Source organism: Anaerostipes sp. 494a (assembly GCF_001940315.1).
GTDB lineage: Bacteria > Bacillota > Clostridia > Lachnospirales > Lachnospiraceae > Anaerostipes > Anaerostipes faecalis.
Window position 1 is genome coordinate 598,459 of record NZ_MJIF01000001.1, and the last position, 25,199, is coordinate 623,657.

23 protein-coding genes and 1 riboswitch are annotated in these 25,199 nt (G+C 36.0%); of the genes, 4 read left to right on the forward strand and 19 right to left on the reverse strand.

The window, feature by feature from the left end:
• Window positions 1–13 precede the first annotated feature (13 nt).
• Window positions 14–715 carry an acyl-[acyl-carrier-protein] thioesterase gene (locus BHF70_RS03135; RefSeq protein ID WP_075758912.1) on the reverse strand — a complete coding sequence of 234 codons (702 nt, stop codon included), beginning with the start codon at window positions 713–715 and terminating at the stop codon, window positions 14–16.
• Window positions 716–742: 27 nt separating this feature from the next.
• Entirely contained in the window at window positions 743–1,156 is a 414-nt protein-coding gene (locus BHF70_RS03140; protein WP_075758913.1) for an EamA family transporter, read from the reverse strand.
• 152 nt (window positions 1,157–1,308) lie between these two features.
• Between BHF70_RS03140 and BHF70_RS03145 the strand changes: the two genes are divergently transcribed.
• The gene (locus tag BHF70_RS03145; RefSeq protein ID WP_075758914.1) at window positions 1,309–1,923 is read left to right on the forward strand and encodes a hypothetical protein; all 615 of its coding nucleotides are present in this window, start codon (window positions 1,309–1,311) and stop codon (window positions 1,921–1,923) included.
• A 60-nt stretch (window positions 1,924–1,983) separates the two neighbouring features.
• Here BHF70_RS03145 and leuS read toward each other — a convergent pair whose 3' ends face one another.
• Both leuS and BHF70_RS03155 read right to left on the reverse strand, forming a co-directional pair.
• Complete coding sequence (gene leuS, locus BHF70_RS03150; protein ID WP_075758915.1) at window positions 1,984–4,395, reverse strand: leucine--tRNA ligase; 2,412 nt, start codon at window positions 4,393–4,395, stop codon at window positions 1,984–1,986.
• A gap of 166 nt (window positions 4,396–4,561) precedes the next feature.
• Window positions 4,562–6,070 (reverse strand): L,D-transpeptidase, encoded by a 1,509-nt coding sequence (locus BHF70_RS03155; RefSeq protein ID WP_083638262.1) that lies wholly within the window; start codon window positions 6,068–6,070, stop codon window positions 4,562–4,564.
• Between the two features lie 130 nt (window positions 6,071–6,200).
• Here BHF70_RS03155 and BHF70_RS03160 point away from each other — a divergent pair, with 130 nt between their 5' ends.
• Window positions 6,201–6,566: a VOC family protein gene (locus tag BHF70_RS03160; protein WP_075758917.1), complete on the forward strand. Its 366-nt coding sequence runs from the start codon at window positions 6,201–6,203 to the stop codon at window positions 6,564–6,566.
• Between the two features lie 52 nt (window positions 6,567–6,618).
• Here the strand turns inward: BHF70_RS03160 and BHF70_RS03165 are convergent, their stop codons facing one another.
• The 5 genes from BHF70_RS03165 to BHF70_RS03185 all read right to left on the reverse strand — a co-directional run bounded on the left by BHF70_RS03165 (window position 6,619) and on the right by BHF70_RS03185 (window position 11,686).
• Window positions 6,619–8,001: an aminopeptidase gene (locus BHF70_RS03165; protein ID WP_075760504.1), complete on the reverse strand. Its 1,383-nt coding sequence runs from the start codon at window positions 7,999–8,001 to the stop codon at window positions 6,619–6,621.
• Window positions 8,001–8,348 (reverse strand): arsenate reductase family protein, encoded by a 348-nt coding sequence (locus BHF70_RS03170; RefSeq protein WP_075758918.1) that lies wholly within the window; start codon window positions 8,346–8,348, stop codon window positions 8,001–8,003. Before BHF70_RS03170 ends, BHF70_RS03165 begins: the two co-directional genes overlap by 1 nt.
• Window positions 8,349–8,431: 83 nt before the next feature.
• A complete protein-coding gene (locus tag BHF70_RS03175; RefSeq protein ID WP_075758919.1) occupies window positions 8,432–9,577 on the reverse strand; it encodes a D-alanyl-D-alanine carboxypeptidase family protein in 1,146 nt (381 codons plus the stop codon).
• A gap of 96 nt (window positions 9,578–9,673) precedes the next feature.
• On the reverse strand, window positions 9,674–10,228 hold the full coding sequence (locus tag BHF70_RS03180; RefSeq protein WP_075758920.1) for a class I SAM-dependent methyltransferase: 555 nt from the start codon (window positions 10,226–10,228) through the stop codon (window positions 9,674–9,676).
• A gap of 72 nt (window positions 10,229–10,300) precedes the next feature.
• Window positions 10,301–11,686, reverse strand: coding sequence for a L,D-transpeptidase family protein (locus tag BHF70_RS03185; RefSeq protein WP_075758921.1), 1,386 nt, complete (start codon window positions 11,684–11,686; stop codon window positions 10,301–10,303).
• Between the two features lie 200 nt (window positions 11,687–11,886).
• On the opposite strand from BHF70_RS03185, the gene BHF70_RS03190 reads away from it, so the two are divergent.
• A complete protein-coding gene (locus BHF70_RS03190) occupies window positions 11,887–13,227 on the forward strand; it encodes a butyryl-CoA:acetate CoA-transferase (protein ID WP_075758922.1) in 1,341 nt (446 codons plus the stop codon).
• Window positions 13,228–13,311: 84 nt separating this feature from the next.
• A complete protein-coding gene (locus BHF70_RS03195) occupies window positions 13,312–14,259 on the forward strand; it encodes an L-lactate dehydrogenase (protein WP_075758923.1) in 948 nt (315 codons plus the stop codon).
• Window positions 14,260–14,295: 36 nt separating this feature from the next.
• On the opposite strand, the gene BHF70_RS03200 is transcribed toward BHF70_RS03195, so the two are convergent.
• The 10 genes from BHF70_RS03200 to scpB all read right to left on the reverse strand — a co-directional run bounded on the left by BHF70_RS03200 (window position 14,296) and on the right by scpB (window position 25,192).
• Window positions 14,296–15,315 carry a nucleoid-associated protein gene (locus BHF70_RS03200; RefSeq protein ID WP_075758924.1) on the reverse strand — a complete coding sequence of 340 codons (1,020 nt, stop codon included), beginning with the start codon at window positions 15,313–15,315 and terminating at the stop codon, window positions 14,296–14,298.
• Between the two features lie 359 nt (window positions 15,316–15,674).
• Window positions 15,675–15,759, reverse strand: a riboswitch (cyclic di-GMP riboswitch).
• Between the two features lie 218 nt (window positions 15,760–15,977).
• Entirely contained in the window at window positions 15,978–17,012 is a 1,035-nt protein-coding gene (locus BHF70_RS03205) for an electron transfer flavoprotein subunit alpha/FixB family protein (RefSeq protein WP_075758925.1), read from the reverse strand.
• 24 nt (window positions 17,013–17,036) lie between these two features.
• The gene (locus BHF70_RS03210; protein WP_075758926.1) at window positions 17,037–17,819 is read right to left on the reverse strand and encodes an electron transfer flavoprotein subunit beta/FixA family protein; all 783 of its coding nucleotides are present in this window, start codon (window positions 17,817–17,819) and stop codon (window positions 17,037–17,039) included.
• 14 nt (window positions 17,820–17,833) lie between these two features.
• Window positions 17,834–18,985, reverse strand: coding sequence for an acyl-CoA dehydrogenase (locus BHF70_RS03215; protein WP_075758927.1), 1,152 nt, complete (start codon window positions 18,983–18,985; stop codon window positions 17,834–17,836).
• A 26-nt stretch (window positions 18,986–19,011) separates the two neighbouring features.
• Window positions 19,012–19,851: a 3-hydroxybutyryl-CoA dehydrogenase gene (locus BHF70_RS03220; RefSeq protein ID WP_075758928.1), complete on the reverse strand. Its 840-nt coding sequence runs from the start codon at window positions 19,849–19,851 to the stop codon at window positions 19,012–19,014.
• An 83-nt stretch (window positions 19,852–19,934) separates the two neighbouring features.
• Window positions 19,935–20,711, reverse strand: a complete 777-nt coding sequence (locus BHF70_RS03225) for an enoyl-CoA hydratase-related protein (RefSeq protein ID WP_075758929.1) — start codon at window positions 20,709–20,711, stop codon at window positions 19,935–19,937.
• Window positions 20,712–20,734: 23 nt separating this feature from the next.
• A complete protein-coding gene (locus BHF70_RS03230) occupies window positions 20,735–21,919 on the reverse strand; it encodes an acetyl-CoA C-acetyltransferase (protein ID WP_075758930.1) in 1,185 nt (394 codons plus the stop codon).
• Between the two features lie 435 nt (window positions 21,920–22,354).
• Complete coding sequence (ilvN, locus tag BHF70_RS03235) at window positions 22,355–22,852, reverse strand: acetolactate synthase small subunit (protein ID WP_075758931.1); 498 nt, start codon at window positions 22,850–22,852, stop codon at window positions 22,355–22,357.
• 11 nt (window positions 22,853–22,863) lie between these two features.
• Window positions 22,864–24,600, reverse strand: coding sequence for a biosynthetic-type acetolactate synthase large subunit (gene ilvB, locus BHF70_RS03240; RefSeq protein WP_075758932.1), 1,737 nt, complete (start codon window positions 24,598–24,600; stop codon window positions 22,864–22,866).
• Between the two features lies 1 nt (window position 24,601).
• Window positions 24,602–25,192, reverse strand: a complete 591-nt coding sequence (gene scpB / locus BHF70_RS03245; RefSeq protein ID WP_075758933.1) for an SMC-Scp complex subunit ScpB — start codon at window positions 25,190–25,192, stop codon at window positions 24,602–24,604.
• Window positions 25,193–25,199: the final 7 nt, after the last annotated feature.

A 25,199-nucleotide genomic window follows, 5' to 3' on the forward strand; every position in this document is an offset into this window, starting at 1 on the left:
GCTTATATATTCCTTATTGATATTCTACTACTGCATATGGTTTTCCGTTTTCATCACATAAAGCTACAACTATTCTTCCATCTTCTTTTGCAGTTTTAGGGTATATAACATCCCCTTCCAACGCCTGCTTCTTATATTCCACACGAATCTGGCTGTATTTTTCTTCTACAGATATTTCATTACATGCAATTTTAATATACTCATTATTATTTACATGATGATTACTATCTATCCAGTCCCTTTGAACTCTTAACGGTTCTCGTTTTTCCCATTCTTTTGGCAGTTTAATCTTTCTGGACTGATAATCCATTTCCAGTGGTTTTTCCGGCTGATATATATTAACCTCTTCTTTAGAAGGAATTTCCGGTCTTCCTGTTTTCATATCCACATAGACCCAAATAGAATTGGCATAAGCCAGTATTTCTCCATTTTTTGTTTTTAGTGTAAAATTTCTTGTGGCATGAAATTTATTAAATCCTGATGCCCATGTACTTACCTTGACAATATCACACTCCAAAGGCAACTGCCTGATTACAACCTGCCATGCATTTAACACCCATGTTTTTCCTTTTTGTTCCAGATAATCCACTCCTACGCCCAGCTCTTCTGACTGAAAAGAGCTGCAATCCTGAAAATAATTAAATACTCCCGGTACCGATAATTTCCCTGATGGATCTAATTCACTATATCGAATCCTGCTTTCAAATGTATACATTATATTTCCTCATTTCTACATAAGATTTTAAATAATCATTAACAATGTTCCTGCAGTAATTAAGATTGCTCCCAAACATGACTTTAACGTAAATTGCTCATGTAAGAATACAACAGCCATAATCAGTGTAATCACAACACTAAATTTATCAACTGCTACCACCTTAGATGCTGCTCCAATCTGTAAAGCCTTATAATAACACAGCCATGATGAGCCTGTAGCCAGACCGGACAATATTAAAAATATCCAGCTTTTTCTACTTATTCCCATAATTCCACCCTGTGTATTGGTCAGAAAAACCATTCCCCATGCCATGATAACAACTACAACAGTCCGAACTGCTGTTGCAAGATTAGAATTCACACCATCAATTCCAACCTTGGCAAGAATCGAAGTCAATGCTGCAAATATTGCAGACATAAGTGCAAATATAAACCACATATGAATCCCTTCTTTCTTTTTCTTTTGTTTTCTATTTTATCATAAAATCCTTTTAACTCTCAATCAGGTCAATCCTATTGTTTCTCTTGAAAAGAACAAATCTCAAGTGTATACTTTCAATATGTATTCAAAAGAAACGGAGACAATAACTTATGTCATTTACAGGTATTTTTAAAGCTAAAGATGGATTAGTTGCAGTTGCAGATTCTAAAGCATCCATTGAAGATAACGGTAAGTTAGTAGAAGATATCAATCGAAATCCTGAAAAACTATTTCCTTTTACCAATGGAGTTGCTGTCACATTTGGTTCTAACCAGATTCTGGTTCAGAATTCTACAAAACTTTTTTCAACAAAAATCAATATCGAAGATCTGGTTTATGATTATTTAAACCAGAAACACACTCTTGATATGAATTTTTTTCAAACACTATTAATAAAAATGGGCACCAATCCATCCAATAAAGATCCTGTAAATTTTCTGATCGGACGTAAAATCCGTGCAGGTGAATATCGAATAGAACATCATCAGATTGGATATAACTACTATGCTGAACGCATCGGATCCAAAACGGATTTCTATTTCACCGGAGGAGAGGAATTATACCGCCGAGCATTTGATCAGATTGATTTTTTATCACATATTACTTCTGCAGATATTTTACAGAAATTTGTTGCAGCTAAACTGGAACAATTTATTAATTTCTATGATGAAACTTTATCATATAATCCAGTAGGAGGCATAGTAAAATCCTATATTTTAAGATAATAAAATTTAAAGACAGCGCAGACAATTAATATTAAATATCTGTGCTGTCTTTTACTTTTTCTATTTTACAACAATATTTACAATTCGTCCTGGTACATAGATTTCTTTCACGATATTTCCGGTAATTTTATCTCCAAGAGCTTCTTTTGCTTTGGCAAGAACAGAATCTTTTGCTTCATCTACACCAATAGTAACTTTTCCTCTGGCTTTTCCATTTATCTGAATAGCTATTTCAATTTCATCGTCTTTCATTGCTTCTTCATCATATGTTGGCCATGTTTGAGCGAATACGCTTTCTTCATGTCCCATTGCCTCCCATAATTCTTCTGCAATATGAGGAGCAAATGGTGCCAGAAGCACAATAGCTGCTTCCAGAGTTTCTTTATCAATTCCATTCTTCTTAGCCATTGCTGTCATTGTATTTGTATGTTCCATAAATCCACTGACAACAGTATTCAGGCTGAAGTTATCTAAACGTGTTGTAATATCATAAATCAGTTTGTTACGTTCCTTGATCAGTTCTTTATCTTCAGTAACTTCTTTGTCTTTCTGATCCATTACCAGTTTATAGAATTTTGTCAGGAAACGATATACACCATCAATACCTCTTTCGTCCCATTCTGCATCCAGTTCTGGTGGTCCCACAAATAATTCATACATACGTAATGAATCACATCCGTAATCTCTTACCAGATCATCAGGTGACACAACATTACCCTTGGATTTACTCATCTTAATACCATTCTTACCAGTAATCATTCCCTGATTAAATAATTTGTGGAATGGTTCATCAAAATCTACAACTCCAATATCATACAGGAACTTTGTATAGAATCTTGAATACAGAAGATGTAAAACTGCATGCTCAACTCCACCGATATACATATCAACCGGCAGATACTTGTCTGCTTTTTCTCTTGATACTAATTCTTCATTATTCTTATTATCAATATATCTCAAGAAATACCATGAAGATCCTGCCCACTGAGGCATTGTATTTGTTTCTCTTTTCGCTGGTTTGCCACATACAGGACATTTACAGTTTACCCATTCTTCAATATCTGCCAACGGAGATTCTCCTGTTCCTGTTGGTTCATATTTTTCAACTTCTGGTAATTCCAGAGGCAGTTCTTCTTCTGGTACAGGTACCGCACCACAATCAGGACAATGAACAATCGGAATTGGTTCACCCCAGTAACGCTGACGGCTGAATACCCAGTCACGAAGCTTGTAGTTTGTAGTCTTTCTTCCAACACCCATTTCTTCGATAATTTCAGGAGCTTCTTCCTTCAGTTCTGCTGATTCTCTTCCGTTCCATTCACCGGAATTGATCATTACACCAGACGCATCTGTATATGCTGCTTCCATATTTTCAATTTCTTTTCCATCTTTGGAAATAACCTGAATAATCGGAATATCAAATTTTTTCGCAAATTCAAAGTCACGATCATCATGGGCAGGTACACACATGATTGCTCCTGTACCGTAATCAGCCAGTACATAATCGGATAACCAGATTGGTACTTTCTTTCCATTGATTGGATTGATAGCATAACTTCCTGTAAATACACCTGTTTTTTCTTTATCCTGCATACGATCTACAGAAGATTTTAATGATGCCTGATAAATATATTCTTCAACTGCATCTTTTGTTTCTTCTGTTGCCAGACCTTTTGCAAGTTCATGTTCTGGAGCTAATACCATAAAAGTTGCACCATGTAATGTATCTGGACGTGTTGTATAAACTGTGATTGTCTCATCAGTTCCATCAACTTTAAAATCAACTTCTGCACCGTGGCTCTTTCCAATCCATTCAGCCTGCATTTTTTTAACTTTTTCCGGCCAGTCAAGTTTATTAAGATCTTCTAACAGACGATCTGCATAAGCAGTAATCTTTAACATCCACTGTCTTAAATTCTTCTTTGTTACATCTGCTCCACAACGTTCACATTTTCCATTGACTACTTCTTCATTTGCAAGACCTGTCTTACATGAAGGGCACCAGTTGATTGGCATCTGTTTTTCATATGCCAGACCTTTTTTAAACATCTTTACGAAAATCCACTGTGTCCATTTATAGAAATCAGGATCTGTTGTATTTACTTCCATATCCCAGTCATAAATAGCTGCGATTTCATTAATCTGACGCTTGATATTTTTAATATTTGCTTCTGTGGAAATACGAGGGTGGGTTCCCATCTTGATTGCATAGTTTTCTGCCGGAAGTCCGAATGCATCCCATCCCATTGGATGAATAATGTAATAACCGTTTAATAATTTGTAACGGCTCCATACATCACTGATTACATATCCTCTCCAGTGACCTACATGAAGTCCGCTTCCTGATGGATATGGAAACATATCCAGACAATAATATTTAGGTTTTTTCCCATCATTTACATTAACAGGATTTTCTTCCCAGCGTTTTCTCCATTTTTGTTCGATTGCCTTATGATTATAAGGTGTTGCCATACTTTTGTTCCTCCTAGCCGTAATATATTTATTCAAAAACGTCTGATCGCTTTGATAAGTTTTTCTAACTAATTTATTTTATCATATTGAAAATATGTGTCAACTGCACGGCATGGAAAATATTGAAAAAAGGACGTAATCTTAAAGCATTACGTCCCTGTTTTCTTTATTCTGCTGCTGTCGTTGTTTCAGTCTGTTCCGTTGTTGTCGGTTGTTCTGTTACCGGTTCTGATTTCTTAATATCAATTCTGATTTTGATTTTTTTAGATATCTTAACTTTATTTAATCCCGTAACACAAACTGTCACTTCATATGATCCAGGAATATTCATTTTGTCAGATAATAATTCTAAATCAGAAATAGTAACTTTACCATATAAACTTGTTTTTCCATCATAATCATACGCTGTAATTCCCGCATCCTGCTTTATTTCGTCCACTGTAGGTAAGACTGATCCCTGATCATAAAAAACTGTTGGGTTCTCTATATTCAGCGTTGCATTAGCATATTTAACAACCACTTTAATTGTTTTCTCTGCATAAACAGAAGTCTTATACTTATTGGTTACTTTGTACTTAATATAATAATTTCCTGCTTTCTTAAATTGATAAGCCTTTGCCTTACTATAAGAAGAGAATTTTGTGTACTTAGAAGCACCTGGGGTTTTAATATAAATGCTCATTGCACCGGTTCTTGATGCACCGCTTCTCTGTTTTGCTGTAACTCCAGATACTGCATTGGTTGGAACCGTCTTTCCAATCGTAAGTGTACGGTTCTTAGCTGTAATGATAGGAGCTCGCGTATCTACAACTTTTACTTTAAAGTCTTTGTATACTGTGGTTCCACCCTTGCTGGTAACTTTATATGTAATCTTGTAAGTTCCAAGACTCTTTGTAGAGAATTTCGCTTTTACATATTTCTTTTGCTTGCTGCTGTACTTTTTAACAGAATACTTGATTTTACTTGTTAAACTAACTTTGTTCTTCTGTTTTGCAGTAACACCTGACTTGATGCTGTATTTTTCTCCATATTGAACCGTCTTTTTCTTTTTCTTAGAAATGGTTATAGATGGTTTCAGCTTATTGTATGGATTATTTTTATCCGGATCTGTTGGATCCCAGTACATTTTTCTTGCAGTTGAAACTTTAATCCCTTTTGGTTTTCCAAGAGGGCCTGGATTCTTGCTGCTGTAAATGGTAACTTTAGTTCCCAGTGCACAATGATCATAAATCCATTTGGCATCTATAACAGACAATCTGACACATCCATGAGATGCTGTTGTCCCAAGTTTATTAAATTCTACTGTTGACTGACTTGCCTTACTATGGGAATAATACCAGACAGAATGGAATAATATTCCTCCATGGATTCTTGTACAATATTGTCCATAACTTGGACCATCCAATGTATGCCAGCGATACTTGGCAGGTGTATAAAATGTTCCTGCAGGAGTATTAGATCCTCCACAAGATACCAGAAAAGCTTTTACCGGTTTATATTTTCCGCTTTTCAACTGATAAACAGTAGCTACGTTTGCCTGCTTATTAACCTTGATCCAATATTTCGTTGCCGCCTTAACCTGAGTCTTTGGAGTGACAAATACCAAGCCAAATGCCATAACCAAAGCTAATAGCAATGCGCAGATCTTTTTACTTCGTATAATAAAATCTCTCATATATCTTCCTTTCATATTAATTTTTATCCAAATTTCTTTATCTATTATATATTCCTAATTTGGACTTGTAAATACTAAACAGTGTGATATTATTATTTTAAAAAAATTATATTTTATAAAGGAGGTCTTTATGATCACATTCAATCATTTCAATTTTAATGTTTTAGACCTGGAGAAAAGTCTGAAATTTTATAAAGAAGCATTAAATCTTACTCCTGTTCGTGAAAAAAATGCTTCTGACGGAAGTTTCAAACTTGTTTATCTAGGAGATGGTATTACTGATTTTCGTCTTGAACTGACCTGGCTAAAAGACCGTAAAGAACCATATAATCTGGGAGATGAGGAATTTCATCTGGCTATGGCCGTTGATAATTACGATGAACTTCATACAAAACATAAAGAAATGCAATGTATCTGTTATGAAAATCCTGATATGGGAATTTATTTTATCAATGACCCTGATGGTTACTGGATTGAAATTGTACCTGCAAAATAACAAAACAGACAATGCCGCCGGTTAATCTATCGGCGGCATTACTGGTTCTAATCTATTCACATTTTTTCAAAAAAGCTTCATATCCTTTTTTCACTTCATAAATATCAGATTTACTTGTAATTTCCCAAGGGGCATGCATATTTAATACTGCTACTCCACAGTCAATGACATTCATCCCATAAGCTGCCGGAATATAAGCAATAGTTCCTCCTCCTCCAGCATCAACTTTTCCTAACTCTGCCGTTTGGAATGCTACTTTCTGATCATCAAATATTTTACGAAGTTTTGCAATATACTCTGGACTTGCATCATTAGAACCAGATTTACCTCTTGCTCCTGTATATTTATTCAACACCAGTCCTTTCCCGAAATATGCTGCATTTTTCTTTTCCATTACACTCGGATAATTAGGATCAAAGGCTGCACTAACATCTGAAGAAAGCATAAAAGAATGTTGTAATGTCCTTCTCAATAAAAGATCATTGTATTGTCCAGTTAGTGCAAGAATTTCAGCTACTGTATTTTCAAAAAATCTGGAATGCATTCCTGTTGCTCCCACACTTCCGATTTCTTCTTTATCTACTAAAATACAGCATGCGGTTCTCTTTGGCGCTTCCACATTTAACATTGCTGCCAGAGATGTATAAGCACAGACTCTGTCATCCTGTCCATAAGACATAATCATGCTTCGATCCAATCCAAAATCCCTTGCTTTTCCAGCAGGTACTACCTCGATTTCTGCTGATAGGAAATCATCTTCTTCAATGTTATATTCTTCTTTTAAAAGATCAAGTATCTGTTTTTTCACTGCATCTTTTTCTTCATCTTTTGCAGGCCTGCTTCCAATCAGTACATTTAAGTCTTCACCTTCTACAACAACACTAGCCTTTTTCTCCATCTGTTTAGCGGATAAATGAACCAAAAGATCTGTAATTCCAACTACTGGTTCATCATCTTTTTCACCAATACATACAGAAACTTTTGTTCCGTCTTTTTTCACTACAACTCCATGCAATGCCATAGGAAGTGTTACCCATTGATATTTTTTCACACCACCATAATAGTGCGTATCAAGAAGTGCCATTTCTGTATCTTCGTATAAAGGATTCTGTTTCAGATCCAATCGCGGAGAATCAATATGAGCACCTAAAATATTCATTCCTGACTCCATTGAGTCTTGTCCTAATTGAAACAAAATAATTGCTTTTTCCATCCAGGTACGATAAACCTTATCTCCTGGTTTCAAAACAGTTCCTTCATCAATACATTGATCCAGATTTTTATATCCAGCCTTTCGGGCAAGTATGACAGACTGATCTACACATTCTCTTTCTGTCTTCCCATTGGATAAAAAGTCCTTATAATCTTCTGCCAGTGCAGTTAATTCCACCAGATCTTTTCCTTCATAAGTTGTCCATGCATTTTTTCTGTCCATTACAAAAATTCCTCCCATTCTTTTTCCTTAAATCCTACTAAAACAAAATGATCACCAATAACCAGTGGTCTCTTCACCAGCATTCCATCTGATGCCAGAAGATCATACTGCTCCTCTTCAGACATTTCAGGCAGACGATTCTTTAACTGAAGCTCTCTATATCTCATTCCACTGGTATTAAAAAAACGTTTCAGTGGCAAACCGCTTTTTTGATGCCATTGTTTTAATTCCTCTGCTGTAGGATTGTTTTCCACAATATGTCGATCTTCATATTCTTTTCCATTTTCATCTAACCATTTCTTTGCTTTTTTACAGGTTGAACATTTGGGATATTCTAAAAATAACATTTTTGTCTCCTTTCCATTTTCTTTGTTGTTTATCTTATCACATCATAGAAAAAAAATACAGACAGGAACTATTTCCTGTCTGCTTATATCATAAAGTCTTTCAATAATTCTCCAAAATACCACCAATAATCTTTTCCTGCTATATTTTCCCTTGAAATGATCATAGTCTCATGAACACATTTTTTGTTCTTATTATATTGTATTTTTCCTATGACATCTCCCTTTTTTATCGGAGCATCTATACTTGGTATGATTTTACAGCTGATTTCAATTTTATCTTTTTTCCTGAGAAAAAGTTTGACTTCATCCTCAGATAGTCTGACGGAAACATATTTTTTTGTGCCATGATTCACAGGAATCTTCCTTATTTTGCTAATATCCGGTTTAACATTTCTATATTCATATTGACTTGTTCCATAATTTATCAAACTTTTCACATCGCTCCATTTATAGCTTTTATGAGGCGGCCATCCACTTCCTAAAACTACCACAATCATTTTTATTCCATCTTTTTCCACTGCGCCTACATAACAATAACCAGCTTTTGATGTATATCCGGTCTTTCCGGATATTACCCCATCCATGGATCGCAGTAATGCATTATGATTCACACAGGTGAATTCCCTTTTTCCAGAACTATCTTGAAATGAATAACTTTCCTTCCTTGTAATATTTAAAAAACTCTGATTTTTTATACATTTACTCATAATTATTGCAAGATCATATGCCGTTGTACCATGAGCACCTTCAGCATTAGATGCATCCAATCCATTAGGGGTAACAAAATGTGTAGATTTCGCTCCCATTTTAGTGGCTTCCCTATTTATCTTCTTTGAAAAATTTTCAACACTTCCTGCAGCATACTCTGCAAGTACTACTGCACAATCATTAAATGATTCCAGCATCATGCCATATAGCATATCTTTTACTCTATATTTCTCTCCTGCATGCACACCAAGCCTGACTCTGGGCTGGGATGCTGCGTTGGAAGATACCTTTGCCCAGTCATTTATATTACAGTGATTCAGTATATATATACATGTCATAATCTTTGTTGTGCTTGCGTTTTGCATAAACACCTTTTCTGATTTTCCATACATAATTTCCTCAGTTTCTACTTCCATCAAAATTGCAGACTTGGCATATAATCTGATATCATCTGCATCAACAGGATTAACAGTAAAAAATGTTAAAAAAATAACTAAAAAAAATGAAATGATTTTTTTCATATTTCTTCCTTTCTTCCATCATCAAAAAGCACCTTCATATTTTTTGATGAGAGAGTATCTCATATCTGATATATGAAAAATATCATCTCATTATTCTTATAATTTTATAATAAATACGGGCATTGGAGGACAATTTGATTTATTGCAGAAATCCTGTCGCACAATAAAATATTGTCGGTCGTCAAGATTTTTCAAAAATTCCAATACCTGATCCCTCTCCTCAAATCCACTGTCTCCTCCGCTGTAAATACAAATACTCATGATTCCACCTGTCTTTAACAGACGAAATCCTTCCTGAAATGCCTGGATACTGCTTTCTGCCTTTGTTGCCAGACTATGATCTCCTCCTGGCAGATATCCCAGATTAAACATTATACATTGCACCGTTTCTGGTTCAGCATAGTTTCCCATATTTTCATGCCCATCTTGAATCAGTCTTGCCTCTACCAAATTACGTTCAAGTTTTTCCTTTGTAAGGTTTAGTGCTTCCTCCTGAATATCGAACGCTATAACCTTTCCTTCATTTCCCGTCTTCCTGCATAAAAATAAGGTATCATTGCCCTTCCCCATGGTCGCATCTATGCAAATATCCCCTGGCGAAATATATGAATCCAAAACTTTATGAACCCATTCTGTAATCGTAATTCGCATTTTATCTCCTTTTCTATCTAGTGAAAGAACAAAAAAGCTTCTCTTTCGAGAAGCCTTTCTTCTTAACTGCCATTAATAATATACAACAACAGGGTCTCCCTTTTCCACCATATTATATAGTGCTGATGCTGAATACGTAGGAAGATTTACGCATCCATGAGATCCATTGGAAATATATTCACTTCCACCAAATGAACTTCTCCATGGTGCAGAATGGAATCCAACATTTCCGATAAACGGCATCCAGTATTTTACATCTGAACTATATCCCTGACCAACTAATGTTGCACTAGGATCTTTGTAAAGAATATATGCAACACATTCTGGTGTTTTACGATCAGCTGTCATCTTTCCTGTTACACATGAAGTTGCGAATTTCTGTTTACCATTTTTATAATAGTACACAGTCTGCGCGCTGATATCCACTTCCACATATGTATCACCAATATCACCATTTATTCCATCGTATACTTTCCCCTTTGATCTCCAGTAAGGTTCTCTTGTCTCTTTCGTTCCATTTTGAAGCATCTTCTTAATTGCTGCTTCTTCCTTATCTTTACTGATTCTCCATCCATAAGGGCCGCCATAAATTTTTTTAACACGCCCATCATGAGTTTTAAATTTATGCCATCCATACTGAGTATTATATTTATACATAAATTTCAAAAGCCAGTTTTCCATTGAATTTTTATCAATGGTATATTCTACTTTATTTTTCTTAATCTTCATCCATTTATTATATGTATTCTTATCAAGTACAACTGTCCTCTTTCCAAATTTGTATGTAATACTTCCCTTAATTGCCTGATTCATTTTTTCTGTAAGATCTTTAATTTCTTTACTCTTGCTTGTATATTCAGGATTGTAATAACATTTTTCCTTTTCAAGATCAATGGTACTGATTCCATCACGAATATATTCATCCACTTTCTTTGACGTCTGTGTCAGATTTAACTCTGTTCCTTCTTCTTCTTTTTGAATAATGAATTTACCATCTTTGTATACCGGTTTAGCATCTGCAATTTTTATAATCTTTTTCTCATTAAAACAATTCAGCTTTTTGTATGCTTTTAAGAAAGTGTTCTGATTATAGGAAAACATTGTAACATCATTATATTTTTCCCCTCCCAGCAAACCTTTAATCCACATAAATGAATTCTGCTGGTCTTTGATCAGCTGAATATCATCAGCCCCTTCAAAATTTGCCTGAATCTGATTCTTTGTTAATACTTCTTTTTGATTCTTTCGTTCTTTTATTGTAAGATTGTAAGTCTCTGCTTTTTTATCGAAGATTTCAACAACTTCTTTAACTGTAAGACCTGATACATCAACACCATTAATTTCTGTTCCGCACACAAAACTCTTGCTATAATAAAAAGCAACTATGCAGTAAATCACTACAAGAATACCAAGACCAATCCCTGTATAGTGTTTCCATGTTAATTTCTTCTCTTTCATAGTTAACCTCCTAAATCTAATAAATTATTATAATACAAATAACTTGAAATAACCATAGTTTTTTCCAGTTTCTTTTTTTAGAACATTGATAAATTTTTCACATTTTACTTGTCTTTAATCTTCCATGATGTTAAAATAATTATATTGGGTTAATCAAAGAAACTTAAAGTTTTGTTTTATATTTAGGAGGGACAATCATTATGTCATTTACTCAAGAATATCAGAAGAAATTAACTACAGCTTCTGAAGCAGTAAAAGTTATTAAATCAGGAGATCGTTTGGAATATGGGTGGTGTGTTAATACACCAGTTGCTTTAGATAAAGCACTTGCAGAACGTATGCCTGAACTGGAAAATATTCAGATTCACGGTGGAATTATCATGTGGCCTCTGGCAATTACCCAGATTGAAAATCCTGCTGATCATTTTACATGGAATTCCTGGCATATGTCCGGTCTGGAGAGAAAATGGATTAACGAAGGATTCTCTTTCTATGCACCAATTCGTTATTCAGAACTTCCAAGTTATTACCGCAACTGTCTTCCTAGAACAAATGTTGCAATGATGCAGGTTGCTCCTATGGATGAGCACGGATATTTCAATTTTGGACCTAGTGCATCTCATTTAGCTGCAATGCTTGAAAAAGCTGACTGTGTTATTGTAGAAGTTAATGAAAATATGCCTCGCTGCCTTGGTGGTTTTGAAGAAGGTGTTCATATTTCAAAAGTTGATATGATTGTAGAAGGAGATAATCCTGCTATTGCTGAAATGGGTGGTGGTGGAGCCGCTACTGATGTTGATAAGGCAGTGGCTAAATTAATCGTTGAACAGATTCCTAATGGTGCCTGCCTTCAGTTAGGTATTGGTGGTATGCCAAATGCTGTTGGTTCAATGATTGCTGAATCTGACTTAAAAGATCTTGGTGTTCATACCGAAATGTACGTTGATGCTTTTGTTGATATTGCAAAAGCGGGAAAAATAACCGGTGCAAACAAAAACATTGACCGTTATCGTCAGACATATGCATTTGCTGCAGGAACAAAGAAACTTTATGACTATATTGACAATAATCCTGCCTGCATGAGTGCACCTGTTGATTATACCAACAGTATTGCTACTGTATCATCTTTAGACAATTTCATTTCCATTAACAATGCTGTTGATGTTGACCTTTATGGACAGATTAGTTCTGAATCTTCAGGAATTAGACAAATCAGTGGTGCAGGCGGACAGCTTGATTTTGTAATGGGTGCATACTTATCTAAAGGTGGAAAGAGTTTTGTATGTTTATCTTCAACATTCACAAATAAAAAAGGAGAAACATTCTCAAGAATTCTCCCTACATTACATAATGGTTCTATTGTTACAGATACACGCGCAAATTCTCATTACATTGTCACTGAGTATGGTATGGTAAACTTAAAAGGATTATCCACATGGGAACGTGCTGAAGCATTAATCAGTATTGCTCATCCTGATTTCAGAGATCAGCTGATCAAAGATGCTGAAGCTGCTAACATCTGGAGAAGATCTAACAAATAATCTTAAATAGCCCAAAACATATTTTATGTATATCTATGCCTCCTTTTTTTCATAATAATAACATGGAGAAAAGGAGGCATCTTTATGTTAAATTCAAGAAAAGCAGCCATCATAGGGTGTGGTTTTGTCGGTGCAACAACCGCTTTTAGTCTTATGCACCAGGGATTATTCAGTGAACTGGTTTTAATTGATGTTGATCATAATAAAGCACAAGGTGAAGCCATGGACTTAAGCCATGGAAGACCTTATGTTGATACAGCAAAAATTTATTCTGGTTCCTATGATGACATTATCGACTGTTCTATTATCATCATTACCGCTGGTGCAAACCAAAAACCAAATGAAACTCGTCTAGACCTTGTCCAGAAAAATGTAAAAATATTTAAATCCATTATCCCGGAAATTACAAAAAGAAACTATGAAGGTATTCTTCTTATTGTTGCGAATCCTGTAGATATTCTTACTTACACAGCATATCGTCTGTCCGGTTTTCCAAGTAATCGGGTGTTTGGCTCTGGAACGGTTCTTGATTCTGCCCGTTTCCGCTATCTACTCAGTGAACATCTGGAAGTTGATACAGATAGCATCCATGCTTTCATTATAGGAGAACATGGAGATAGCGAACTAGCCGTTTGGAGTGGTGCTAATATAGCAGGGATTCCAATACATGATTTTTGCGAATTACGAGGATATTACAATCATCAGGATGCTATGGATGAAATCTATCAAAATGTTAAAAACAGTGCTTATCATATTATAGACAAAAAAGGAGCCACATATTATGGCGTTGCCATGGCAATTGGTCACATTGTCGAAAGTATTATAAGAAACAAAAATTCTGTACTTCCTGTTTCAAGCCTGTTAACAGGTCAGTATGGTCTTGAAGATTTATATCTTAGTATCCCGTCAATTGTAAATCGCACAGGCTCAGCACAAGTTCTTGAGATTGAATTAAATCATCAGGAGCAAAAACAATTAGAAGAATCTGCAAAAACTTTAAAATCCATCATAAATAAGCTGGATTTTTCTTAAATTCATGTAAAAATAAAATAAGGATGGATATCATCCTTATTTTATTTTTACTTGTTCAATATTTTTAATAATAATGGTACTTCCACCACCAGGCTCTTCAACAATTTCTATATTGTCTTTTGTATTATATTCTTCCATTGGAATCTTTATCTCAATTCCTGTATCAGTTTCTATCATCTGATATTCCAGCTTTCGTACAGTATTCTCTTTTGCTACTGTAAAAGTATCATATTGCATTTCATATCGTTCAATTTTCTCATCAAATTCCTGCTTCTTTCCCTGATGATCTCCAAATAACTTATCTCCAATCTCACTGACTTTAAATGCCTGATTTTCTTCAAATTCATTCCTTAATCGGCTCTTAGCTTCCAGACGCTTTGCAACACCATCCTCAGGATAACGATTATTAATGTCATTAATTACTTTATTTAAAATCTGAAACTTTTTCTTTGGGGCCATTTCAGCATAACATTGCAAAAACCGTTCTGACAGATAGTTAATCTTGTCTCCATTTAACATTTCATATTTCTTTTCAACAAGTTTTACCTTATACTCCATCAGATCAATAATCACGGCTTCCGTCAATTTTGCCGAATCTGTCGGCATTACCCTCTGTTTTACAATATCATTAACATCATTTTCATCCTGTTTATGTATGTATGTTACTTTATAATTCATCTTCAATAACGCAAGATGAACTACACTTTGCACCTGAAATGTTACACACAATAAATCTGCAGCAGGAATAGTTATGCTATCACACATAATATCAAAAAGATTTTCCGCTAATACTCTAGTTGCCTCAACAAAACTCTCATCATCGGTTTCTTCCATAGTCTCCAGAAGACTCAGCACTGGAGAGATACTTCCATCAAATTGACATTTTTTTGTATCATCACTTTCAAGAATCTTAAAAATATGACCTCTGACAAATTCCATTAAATCTGGCCCCATATCCAGCAAGTCATTGGATAATCCAAGGTAACCATTATGACTGTCTAATATATGCAAAATACCTTTCCTGATAATAATATCATCTCGCTGTATTTTTATCATTTTACACCTCTCCTTTTATCTTTTACACGCAATCATATAATTCATATTAACAATTGAAGAAGCCATGGTTCCCTACTCCATGGCTTCCCGATGTATATGGTTGATTCCCCTAAACTCCCGCTTATTTGTAGAAATGTGACAGATACTTCATGGCCTGTTCCCTTAAGAACATCTTCAAAAAAAGATTTAGGACCCGAGGAATATTAAACAAATTCCATATGATCACTCAGCCATAGTCTTATCATTTGGTATCATTAAATCTCTCTACCTTCCTGGTAAAAAAAATCCATCCCTTGGATTACTCCTAGTGATGGCTACCTTATCAAGATATAATAAATATCCATTCACATCATCAATAATGTGGCAACCGGCTGTCATAGTTAATAACCTTAGACCCTTATGGCTTTGCGTCCTTATCTTTCAATAAGTTTGCCAATGAATATATATGAAAATCTCTACTTAATCATGCTATCATATTAAACTCTTTTTGTCAATTATCTGTTCTTAAACAGCAACATTTATTAATATATTTTATATCATTTTACTGGATTATGTTTTGCAGATATCTGGTCATACTATATACCAGATGTTTTATTATTTAATATAAATAAATAGTCCTGCGGAAAACCGCAGGACTATAAGGATTAAATTCAAAAAGTTGATTATTTAACAACTGCTTTTAACTTTTCTGTAAGTGCTGGAACGATTTTATTTAAATCTCCAACGATTCCATAATCAGCTACATCAAAGATTGGTGCAGTTTCATCTTTGTTAATTGCAATGATGATATCAGATTCTTCCATACCTGCTACGTGCTGGATTGCTCCTGAAATACCAATAGCGAAGTATACGTTTGGACGTACAGTTTTTCCTGTCTGTCCTACCTGGATATCTCTTGGCTGCCATCCGTTATCTACAACAGCACGAGAGCAGCTTACTTCTCCTCCAAGTACTTCTGCCAGTTCTTTTAACATTCCGAATCCTTCTTCACCAACACCACGTCCACCAGATACAAGAATCTTAGCATCCATAATGTCAACTGTTTCAGAAACAGATTTTACAACTTCCATGATTTCAACATATTTGTTATCTGGAGTAAATCCTGGATTGTATTCGATAACTTCTGCTTCAGCTCCTTCGATCGGATCAATCTTCTGCATTACACCTGGACGTACAGTTGCCATCTGAGGACGGTTGTCTGGACAAGCGATTGTTGCGATTGTATTTCCACCGAATGCTGGACGAGTCATTAATAACTGATTGTGTTTCTGTTCTTTTCCTGGGATTGCTACTAATGGGAAATCACCAATTTCAAGAACTGTACAGTCAGCTGTCAGACCTGTCTGAACTCTTGCAGATACGCGAGGTCCAAGGTCACGTCCGATTGCTGTTGCACCTACTAACATGATTTCTGGTTTGAATTCATTGATTACAGATGCCAATGCATGTGTATATGGTTCTGTTCTGTATTCTTTTAATTCTGGATCATCTACTACGATAACTTTATCTGCACCGTATTTTGCAAGATCTCCTGTCAGTCCTTTTACATCAGAACCAACCAGAACAGCTGTTACGTCTGTATCTAAGTCTTTTGCCAAGTCTTTTGCTTTGCCAAGTAATTCAAAAGCGATGCCGCTTAATTCGTTGTCTACCTGCTGTGCAAAGACAAATACTCCTCTATATTCTTCTAAACCCATTTTATTCACCACTTTTCCTTTTTACTAAATTACATGTTTTTCAGCTAATTTATCCATGATATAATCTACTGCTTCTTCTGGATCAAGTGTAACTTTTTCTCCAGCACCTTTTCTTACTTTGTCAGATGCTTTTGCAATCTTAGTAGGAGATCCAGCAAGACCAATGTTAGAATCATCTACATCTTTCAGGTCTTTTCTTCCCCAAACAGTTACTTCTGCATCATATGCATCAAAGATTCCACCTGGTGTCATGTAACGTGGCTCATTTAATTCAGCTAATGCTGTAACCAGACATGGCATTTTAGCTTTTAATACATGATATCTGTCTTCATACTGACGCTGTACGATAACACTGTCTCCTTCAATTTTGATATCTTCTGCATAAGAGATTACAGGGATATCAAGATGTTCAGAAATCTGTGGTCCTACCTGAGCAGTATCTCCATCAATTGCCTGACGTCCTGTGATGATCAGATCATAGTCAAGGTTTCTGATAGCACCAGCAAGAGTTGTGGATGTAGCCCATGTATCAGCTCCTCCTAAAACTCTGTCTGTTACAAGGATTCCCTTGTCAGCTCCCATTGCCATTGCTTCACGAAGAACTTCATCAGCTTTTGGAAGTCCCATTGTTACAACTGTAACTTCTGCTCCATGTTCTTCTTTTAATCTAAGTGCTGCTTCCAGTCCAGCTTTGTCATCTGGGTTCATGATAGTAAGCATTGCACCTCTGTCTAATGTACCATCTGGGTTAAATTTAACTCCACCTTTTGTATCTGGTACCTGTTTTACACAAACAACTATCTTCACGGTATGTACCCTCCTTATTTCAATAAGTTTCCAGAAATAACCATACGCTGAACTTCAGATGTTCCTTCGTAGATTTCTGTGATCTTAGCATCGCGCATCATACGTTCTACATCGTATTCTCTGATGTATCCGTAACCACCATGTAACTGAACAGCTTTTGTTGTTACTTCCATAGCAACTTCTGCTGCATATAATTTAGCCATAGCAGCTTCTACACTGTAAACTTTCTGTGTAGCTTTTGCCATTGCAGCTTTGTATACTAAGTTCTTAGCTGCTTCTACTTTTGTAGCCATGTCAGCTAACTGGAACTGTGTATTCTGGAACTGTCCAATAGAACGTCCGAACTGTTTTCTTTCTTTTACATATTCGATTGTTCTTTCAAGAGCACCTTCTGCAAGTCCAAGAGCCTGAGAAGCGATACCGATACGTCCACCATCAAGAGTATGCATTGCGATACCAAATCCTCTTCCCTGTTTTCCTAACAGGTTTTCTTTTGGAATACGGCAGTCTTCGAAGATTAATTCATATGTAGCTGATCCACGGATACCCATTTTCTTTTCTTTTGTTCCGAATGTGAATCCTGGTGTTCCTTTTTCAACGATGAATGCAGAGATTTCTTTCATCTTTCTTCCACGTTTTTCAACTACACCTGTTACAGCGATTACGATATAAACGTCTGCATAGCTACCGTTTGTGATGAAACATTTAGATCCGTTAATTACCCATTCATCACCATCTAAAACAGCTTTTGTCTGCTGTCCCTGAGCATCTGTACCAGCACCAGGTTCTGTCAGACCGAAAGCACCTAATTTTTTACCAGAAGCTAAATCTGGAACATATTTCTGTTTCTGTTCTTCTGTACCATATGTCATGATAGGATCGATACATAAAGAAGTATGAGCAGATACAACTACACCTGTTGTACCACAAACTTTTGATAATTCTTCTACACACATAACGTATGTAAGAGGGTCACATCCCTGTCCGCCATATTCTTTAGGAACTGGAATACCCATGAAGCCGTTTTTAGCCATTTTTTTCACAGTTTCCACTGGGAACTGTTCATTTTCATCAGTTTCCTGTGCAAGAGGCTTAACTTCGTTTTCAGCAAACTCTTTGAACAGAGTTCTAGCCATTTCATGTTTTTTACTTAATGTGAAATCCATTCTTTATTCCTCCATAAATTTCATAATTACTTGCTGTAATCATAGAATCCTTTACCAGTTTTACGTCCTAATAATCCTCCACGAACCATTTTTCTTAATAATGGATGAGGACGATATTTTGGATCACCAAATTCTGCATAAAGAACTTCCATAATAGCCAGGCATACATCTAATCCAATCAAATCACCTAAAGCTAAAGGTCCCATTGGATGATTTGCACCAAGTTTCATTGCTGTATCAATACCTTCAACAGATGCAACACCATCAGCATAAATTCCGATTGCTTCGTTTACCATTGGGATTAAGATTCTGTTTACTACGAATCCAGCACCTTCTTCAACCTGTACAGGTGTTTTTCCGATTTCTTCAGAAATTGCAATGATCTTATCTACTGTTTCCTGTGGTGTATTGATACCAGCAATAACTTCAACAAGCTTCATAACTGGAGCTGGGTTAAAGAAATGCATACCGATCATTGGACGATCCAGTCCTGCACCAATTTCTGTAATAGATAAAGAAGATGTATTTGTAGCAAAGATTGCTTCTGGTTTACAGATTTCCTGTAATTCTTTGAATGTCTGTTTTTTGATTTCCATGTTTTCGATTGCAGCTTCTACGATCAAATCACAATCTCCACAGATTTCTTTTGTTCCAGTTGTAATTTTAGCTAAAATTGCATCAGCTTTTTCCTGATCCATTTTACCTTTTGCAACACGTTTTTCAAATCCTTTTGCAATTCTTGCTTTTCCGTTTGCAGCAAATTCATCATTGATATCACAAAGACATACTTCATAACCTTCTGTCTGTGCAAATGCCTGGGCAATTCCGCCACCCATTGTTCCAGCACCGATAACTCCAACTTTCATCGTAATTCCTCCTGAAAATTAATAAAATTTAAAATGGTTATCCTGCCGGATATCCGGCAGGAATTTCCTAACCATATGACTTACTATTTATTTTTGAATCCTTCAACTTTTGTTTTATTTAAGAATGCTTCCATTCCAGCTTTCTGATCTTCTGTTTCAAAACAGCTTCCAAAAGCTTTTTCTTCAATAACAATTGCCTGATCCATATCTACATCTAAACCTTCGTTAATTGCTTTTTTACATGCACGAACTGCAATTGGTGCATTTTTAGCAATCTTAGCAGCCATCTTTTTAGCTGCATCCATTAATTCAGCCTGTGGATATACTGCATTTACAAGACCGATTCTTAATGCTTCGTCAGCTTTGATATTGAATGCTGTGTAAATCATTTCTTTTGCTTTTCCAGCCCCTACTAAACGTGCAAGTCTCTGAGTTCCACCGAATCCAGGTGTAATTCCAAGACCTACCTCAGGCTGTCCAAAGATTGCATTATCAGAGCAAAGTCTGATATCACAACTCATGGAGATTTCACATCCTCCACCTAATGCAAATCCATTTACTGCAGCAATTACAGGAATAGGGAATGTTTCGATCTTACGGAATACATCATTACCTACTTTACCAAAAGCTTCTCCTTCTTCAACTGTTAATGTGCTCATTTCTCCGATATCAGCACCAGCTACGAAAGATTTTTCTCCTGCACCTGTTAAGATGACAGCTCTTGTCGCATCTAAATCGATAGCGTCAAATGTTGCTTCGATTTCTTTTAATACTGTACTATTTAATGCATTTAATGCTTTAGGACGATTGATTGTAACAATACCTACAAAACCATCCTGTTCATATGTAACGAATTCCATCTTAGAATTCTCCTTTCCTGAAATTAGTCTCTTTCAACGATTGTTGTACAACCCATTCCACCACCGATACACAGAGTAGCAAGACCTTTCTTAGCGTCTCTCTTCTGCATTTCATGAAGCAGTGTAACAAGAATACGGCATCCAGAAGCTCCTACAGGATGTCCAAGAGCAATAGCTCCACCGTTTACGTTTACTTTACTCATATCAAATTTCAGATCTCTTGCAACTGCTAAAGACTGTGTTGCAAAAGCTTCATTTGCTTCGATTAAATCCATATCATCAATTGTTAAATCTGCTTTAGCTAAAGCTTTTGTTGTAGATGCAACTGGTCCAACACCCATGATCTTAGGATCAACACCACCAAGTGCTCCTGTTACATATGTAGCCATAGGAGTTACTCCTAATTCTTTAGCTTTTTCTTCACTCATTACTACAACTGCTGCTGCACCATCATTGATTCCTGATGCATTACCAGCTGTAACAACACCATCAGGTTTTCCTGAGCAGCATCTTAATCCTGATAAAGATTCTGCTGTTGTTCCTGCTCTTGGTCCTTCATCTGTATCAACAATGATTGTTTTCTTTCTTGATTTAACTTCAACTGGAACGATTTCATCTTTAAATCTTCCGCTTTCCTGAGCTGCTACAGCTTTCTGCTGAGATGAAGCTGCAAATGCATCTAATTCTTCACGTTTCAGATCCCACTGTTCTGCAACATTTTCTGCTGTAATCATCATATGGTAGTTGTTAAATGCATCTGTTAATGCGTCATTTACCATTGTATCAACAGCAACTCCATTGTTCATACGATATCCAAAACGTGCATTCATTAATGCATATGGAGCCATTGACATGTTTTCCATTCCACCTGCAACAACGATATCAGCATCTCCTGCCTGAATCATCTGTGCAGCCATATTTACACAGTTCAGTCCTGAACCACAAACAACGTTAACTGTAACTGCTGGTACTTCGATTGGAAGTCCTGCTTTAATGGATGCCTGACGAGCTACGTTCTGCCCTAATCCTGCCTGGATTACACATCCCATATATACATGATCAACCTGATCAGCTGGAACGCCTGCTCTGTTAAGAGCTTCTTTAATAACGATAGATCCTAAAACTGGTGCTGGAGTTGTGCTTAATGCTCCGCCCATTTTACCAATAGCTGTACGACATGCACCCGCAATAACTACTTTCTTTGCCATATCAATTCTCCTCCATAAATATGATTATTGTGCTGGGGTGGTATTACCACCGATATGTTAATAGTATCACAATCTTTATTTCATTTCAATTAATAATTTAAGAAAAGGCTACGAAGAATTATCTTACATATAAAAAAATCGCATAAAAACGCGGTTTTTAAGTGTATACACCATTCATGCCAGATTGTATTTTTTTTAACACAATTTGCTTTCATTGATAAATATTTTTTTATCAATTAATAAATTCCTCCCATTAGTCCATAATTCCTGCAATATTTTCGTGAAAAAAATAACAAAACATCTTTTCATATGCAAATATATATTTTAGTGTAACAAAGTCTTTCCTTTGCACATCCGTGCGGAACATTTCTTATTACATAGGAAATTCAAAAGAATTTTCTATGTAATAAAAAAAGAGCAGAAAACTGCTCTCTTTTACCGATCCTGCATACTGATGCATTCAATTGCAACCGGACCACCGCGTACAACTTCAATATTAGTAAAACGATCTTTAAATACTTTTAAAATTGAATCATTTTTTGTTTCGGTACGAACTGCTTCTATTAATACGCTATCTTTATCCATGTCTTTGATCAGGAAACGAAAGACTTCTGCCATCTGAAAAATTTCAGCTCTTTGACGTTCAGTAATTCCTTTTACCTTTATATACATAATCTCCTTGGTTCTAATTGAAACATCTGTATAATCTATAACCTTAATTACTTCTACACTTCTGTTGAGCTGTTTTTTTATCTGTTCAAATGTTTTATCATCTGCATCTGTACAGATTGTCATACGTGACATAGTTGGATCTTCTGTCTCTCCAACTGTAAGACTATGAATATTGTATGATTTTCCTGAGAATAAACCAGAAATTCTTGCAAGAACACCTACACGGTTCTCAACAAATAAAGATAACCATTTTCTTTTCATCTTTTCCCCTCCTATCGACTCATGATCAAATCTGTAATTGATCCATTTGGTTTTACCATCGGCATAACCAGTTCTTCATCTTCTATAATAAATTCAATAATCGTTGGACCATCTTTCTTTTCTTTTGCTTTTTCAAACGCAGGGATTATTTCCTCTTTATTAAATACCCGAATTCCCTGTGCACCATAACTTTCAGCCAGCTTTACAAAATCCGGAGTATAAGGAGGGCATTCTGCATTACGATTGCCACAGAAATGTTCACAGCTTTTTCTTCTTCTTAAACATGTACCAGCGTATTTCTTTCCGTAAAACAGATCCTGCCACTGCCGCACCATTCCAAGATATCCATTATTTAAAATACACACTGTAATAGGTAGTTCCTGGATTACCGCTGTTGCAATTTCCTGAGAATTCATCTGAAATCCACCATCACCACAAACAGCTACAACTTCTCTTCCTGGATTTCCAATAGCTGCACCAATAGCCGCTGGCAATCCATAACCCATTGTACCAAGACCTCCGGATGTTAGCATCTGACGTTGTCCAAACAATTGAAGAAACTGAGTTGTCCACATCTGATTCTGTCCAACATCTGTTGTTACGATTGGTTCCGTATAAAACTGGTTAATTGCATCAATAATCTGTTTTGGTATCAGTTTATCTTTTTCCTCCATCACAAGAGGATTTTTTCTATTCCAGCTATCCAACGTCTCCAGCCATCGCTCTGTATCACAAGAAGACTCGTTTTCTGCAACATTTAACATTAGTTCAATTGCTTCTTTAGCATCTCCTACAATCGGTACATCAACTGTAACATTTTTTGAAATAGCGGCAGTATCAATGTCAATATGAATAATTTTTGCTTTTGAAGCAAAGGTTCCCAGCTTGCCGGTAATACGGTCATTAAATCTTGTACCAATGGAGATCAGCAGATCACAATTGTTAACAGCTTCATTTGCCGCATAATTTCCATGCATACCAATGTTACCGAAATATAATGGATGATTTGTAGGCACTGTTCCTCTTCCCATAATTGTAGTTACAACTGGAATTTTCAGCATTTCCATCAATTTTGTCATTTCTTCTGCTGATCCTGAAATCTTCGCTCCACCACCAATTAAAAATAATGGTTTCTTTGCCTTGTAGATCATCTCCATAGCTCTCATAATCTGTCCATGATGAACCTTTGTATTTGGTTTATATCCACGAATATTAACTTCTTCTGGATATTCATCACTTCCAAGCTCTGCCATAACATCTTTCGGAAGATCCAGAAGTACAGGACCTGGTTTTCCTGAACGTGCAATATAAAAAGCTTCCTTAATCAGGCGGTTAAGATCCTCTCTTTTACGAACCACAATTACAAATTTTGCAATATTTCTTGTTACTCCAACAATATCAACTTCCTGGAAAGTATCATTTCCAATCAGACTGGTTGCAACCTGTCCGGTAAAACATACAAGAGGAACACTGTCATAATTGGCTGTAGCAATACCTGTTACAAGATTGGTCGCACCAGGACCACTGGTTGCAAGACAGACTCCAACTTTTCCTGTTGATCTTGCATATCCGTCAGCCGCATGGATCAATCCCTGCTCATGTCTTGGAAGAACCAGCTCTATCTGATCCTGCTTATATATTTCGTCAAATATATCAATAACGCATGCCCCCGGATAACCAAATATTTTTTCAACACCTTCTTCCTGAAGTGCTTTTACCAAAAACTCATTTCCTGTCATTTTACCCATACTACTTCTCCTCCATCATTTCATTTTCTGCTTCTTCCAAAGCATATTTCACTTCTTCCTGTGCCTCCATTTTAAAATCTTCCACTTTATCTTTTTGGATAACCGGAAGTTCTTTCACTGATGACACACCAAAGCATCGTAAAAATTCTTCTGTTGTTTTAAAAAGAATCGGACGTCCCACAGCATCCAGGCGTCCGGCCTCACAGATTAAATTATATTCCAAAAGCTTATTCACCGGATGATCACATTTCACACCGCGAATAGCTTCTATTTCCTGTTTGGTCACCGGTTGCTTATAAGCAATGATTGATAATGTTTCTAGCATAACATCTGTAAGTTTCGGTTTTTTAGGATGTTTTACTATTTTAATCAGCTGCTCATAATATTCCGTTTTTGTACATAGCTGATATCCATCATTTAACTCTAAAATCCGGATTCCTCTTTCTTGTCTTTCATATTCTTTTTTCAATTGATCTATTAGATATGTAAGTACATCTTCATTTATCTCAAGGGCATCTAGCAGCTGCTTTTTTGACACTGTTCCTCCCATAGAAAATAAAATGCCTTCAATCATCCCCTGTTTTTGCTTCATTCTTTCA

What these genes read in the sequence shown, in the direction of transcription:
- BHF70_RS03135 (WP_075758912.1), bottom strand. Translation starts at nt 715, where the DNA reads ATGTATACATTTGAAAGCAGGATTCGATATAGTGAATTAGATCCATCA.
- BHF70_RS03140 (WP_075758913.1), bottom strand. Translation starts at nt 1,156, where the DNA reads ATGTGGTTTATATTTGCACTTATGTCTGCAATATTTGCAGCATTGACT.
- BHF70_RS03145 (WP_075758914.1), top strand. Translation starts at nt 1,309, where the DNA reads ATGTCATTTACAGGTATTTTTAAAGCTAAAGATGGATTAGTTGCAGTT.
- leuS (WP_075758915.1), bottom strand. Translation starts at nt 4,395, where the DNA reads ATGGCAACACCTTATAATCATAAGGCAATCGAACAAAAATGGAGAAAA.
- BHF70_RS03155 (WP_083638262.1), bottom strand. Translation starts at nt 6,070, where the DNA reads ATGAGAGATTTTATTATACGAAGTAAAAAGATCTGCGCATTGCTATTA.
- BHF70_RS03160 (WP_075758917.1), top strand. Translation starts at nt 6,201, where the DNA reads ATGATCACATTCAATCATTTCAATTTTAATGTTTTAGACCTGGAGAAA.
- BHF70_RS03165 (WP_075760504.1), bottom strand. Translation starts at nt 8,001, where the DNA reads ATGGACAGAAAAAATGCATGGACAACTTATGAAGGAAAAGATCTGGTG.
- BHF70_RS03170 (WP_075758918.1), bottom strand. Translation starts at nt 8,348, where the DNA reads ATGTTATTTTTAGAATATCCCAAATGTTCAACCTGTAAAAAAGCAAAG.
- BHF70_RS03175 (WP_075758919.1), bottom strand. Translation starts at nt 9,577, where the DNA reads ATGAAAAAAATCATTTCATTTTTTTTAGTTATTTTTTTAACATTTTTT.
- BHF70_RS03180 (WP_075758920.1), bottom strand. Translation starts at nt 10,228, where the DNA reads ATGCGAATTACGATTACAGAATGGGTTCATAAAGTTTTGGATTCATAT.
- BHF70_RS03185 (WP_075758921.1), bottom strand. Translation starts at nt 11,686, where the DNA reads ATGAAAGAGAAGAAATTAACATGGAAACACTATACAGGGATTGGTCTT.
- BHF70_RS03190 (WP_075758922.1), top strand. Translation starts at nt 11,887, where the DNA reads ATGTCATTTACTCAAGAATATCAGAAGAAATTAACTACAGCTTCTGAA.
- BHF70_RS03195 (WP_075758923.1), top strand. Translation starts at nt 13,312, where the DNA reads ATGTTAAATTCAAGAAAAGCAGCCATCATAGGGTGTGGTTTTGTCGGT.
- BHF70_RS03200 (WP_075758924.1), bottom strand. Translation starts at nt 15,315, where the DNA reads ATGATAAAAATACAGCGAGATGATATTATTATCAGGAAAGGTATTTTG.
- BHF70_RS03205 (WP_075758925.1), bottom strand. Translation starts at nt 17,012, where the DNA reads ATGGGTTTAGAAGAATATAGAGGAGTATTTGTCTTTGCACAGCAGGTA.
- BHF70_RS03215 (WP_075758927.1), bottom strand. Translation starts at nt 18,985, where the DNA reads ATGGATTTCACATTAAGTAAAAAACATGAAATGGCTAGAACTCTGTTC.
- BHF70_RS03220 (WP_075758928.1), bottom strand. Translation starts at nt 19,851, where the DNA reads ATGAAAGTTGGAGTTATCGGTGCTGGAACAATGGGTGGCGGAATTGCC.
- BHF70_RS03225 (WP_075758929.1), bottom strand. Translation starts at nt 20,711, where the DNA reads ATGGAATTCGTTACATATGAACAGGATGGTTTTGTAGGTATTGTTACA.
- BHF70_RS03230 (WP_075758930.1), bottom strand. Translation starts at nt 21,919, where the DNA reads ATGGCAAAGAAAGTAGTTATTGCGGGTGCATGTCGTACAGCTATTGGT.
- ilvN (WP_075758931.1), bottom strand. Translation starts at nt 22,852, where the DNA reads ATGAAAAGAAAATGGTTATCTTTATTTGTTGAGAACCGTGTAGGTGTT.
- ilvB (WP_075758932.1), bottom strand. Translation starts at nt 24,600, where the DNA reads ATGGGTAAAATGACAGGAAATGAGTTTTTGGTAAAAGCACTTCAGGAA.
- scpB (WP_075758933.1), bottom strand. Translation starts at nt 25,192, where the DNA reads ATGAAGCAAAAACAGGGGATGATTGAAGGCATTTTATTTTCTATGGGA.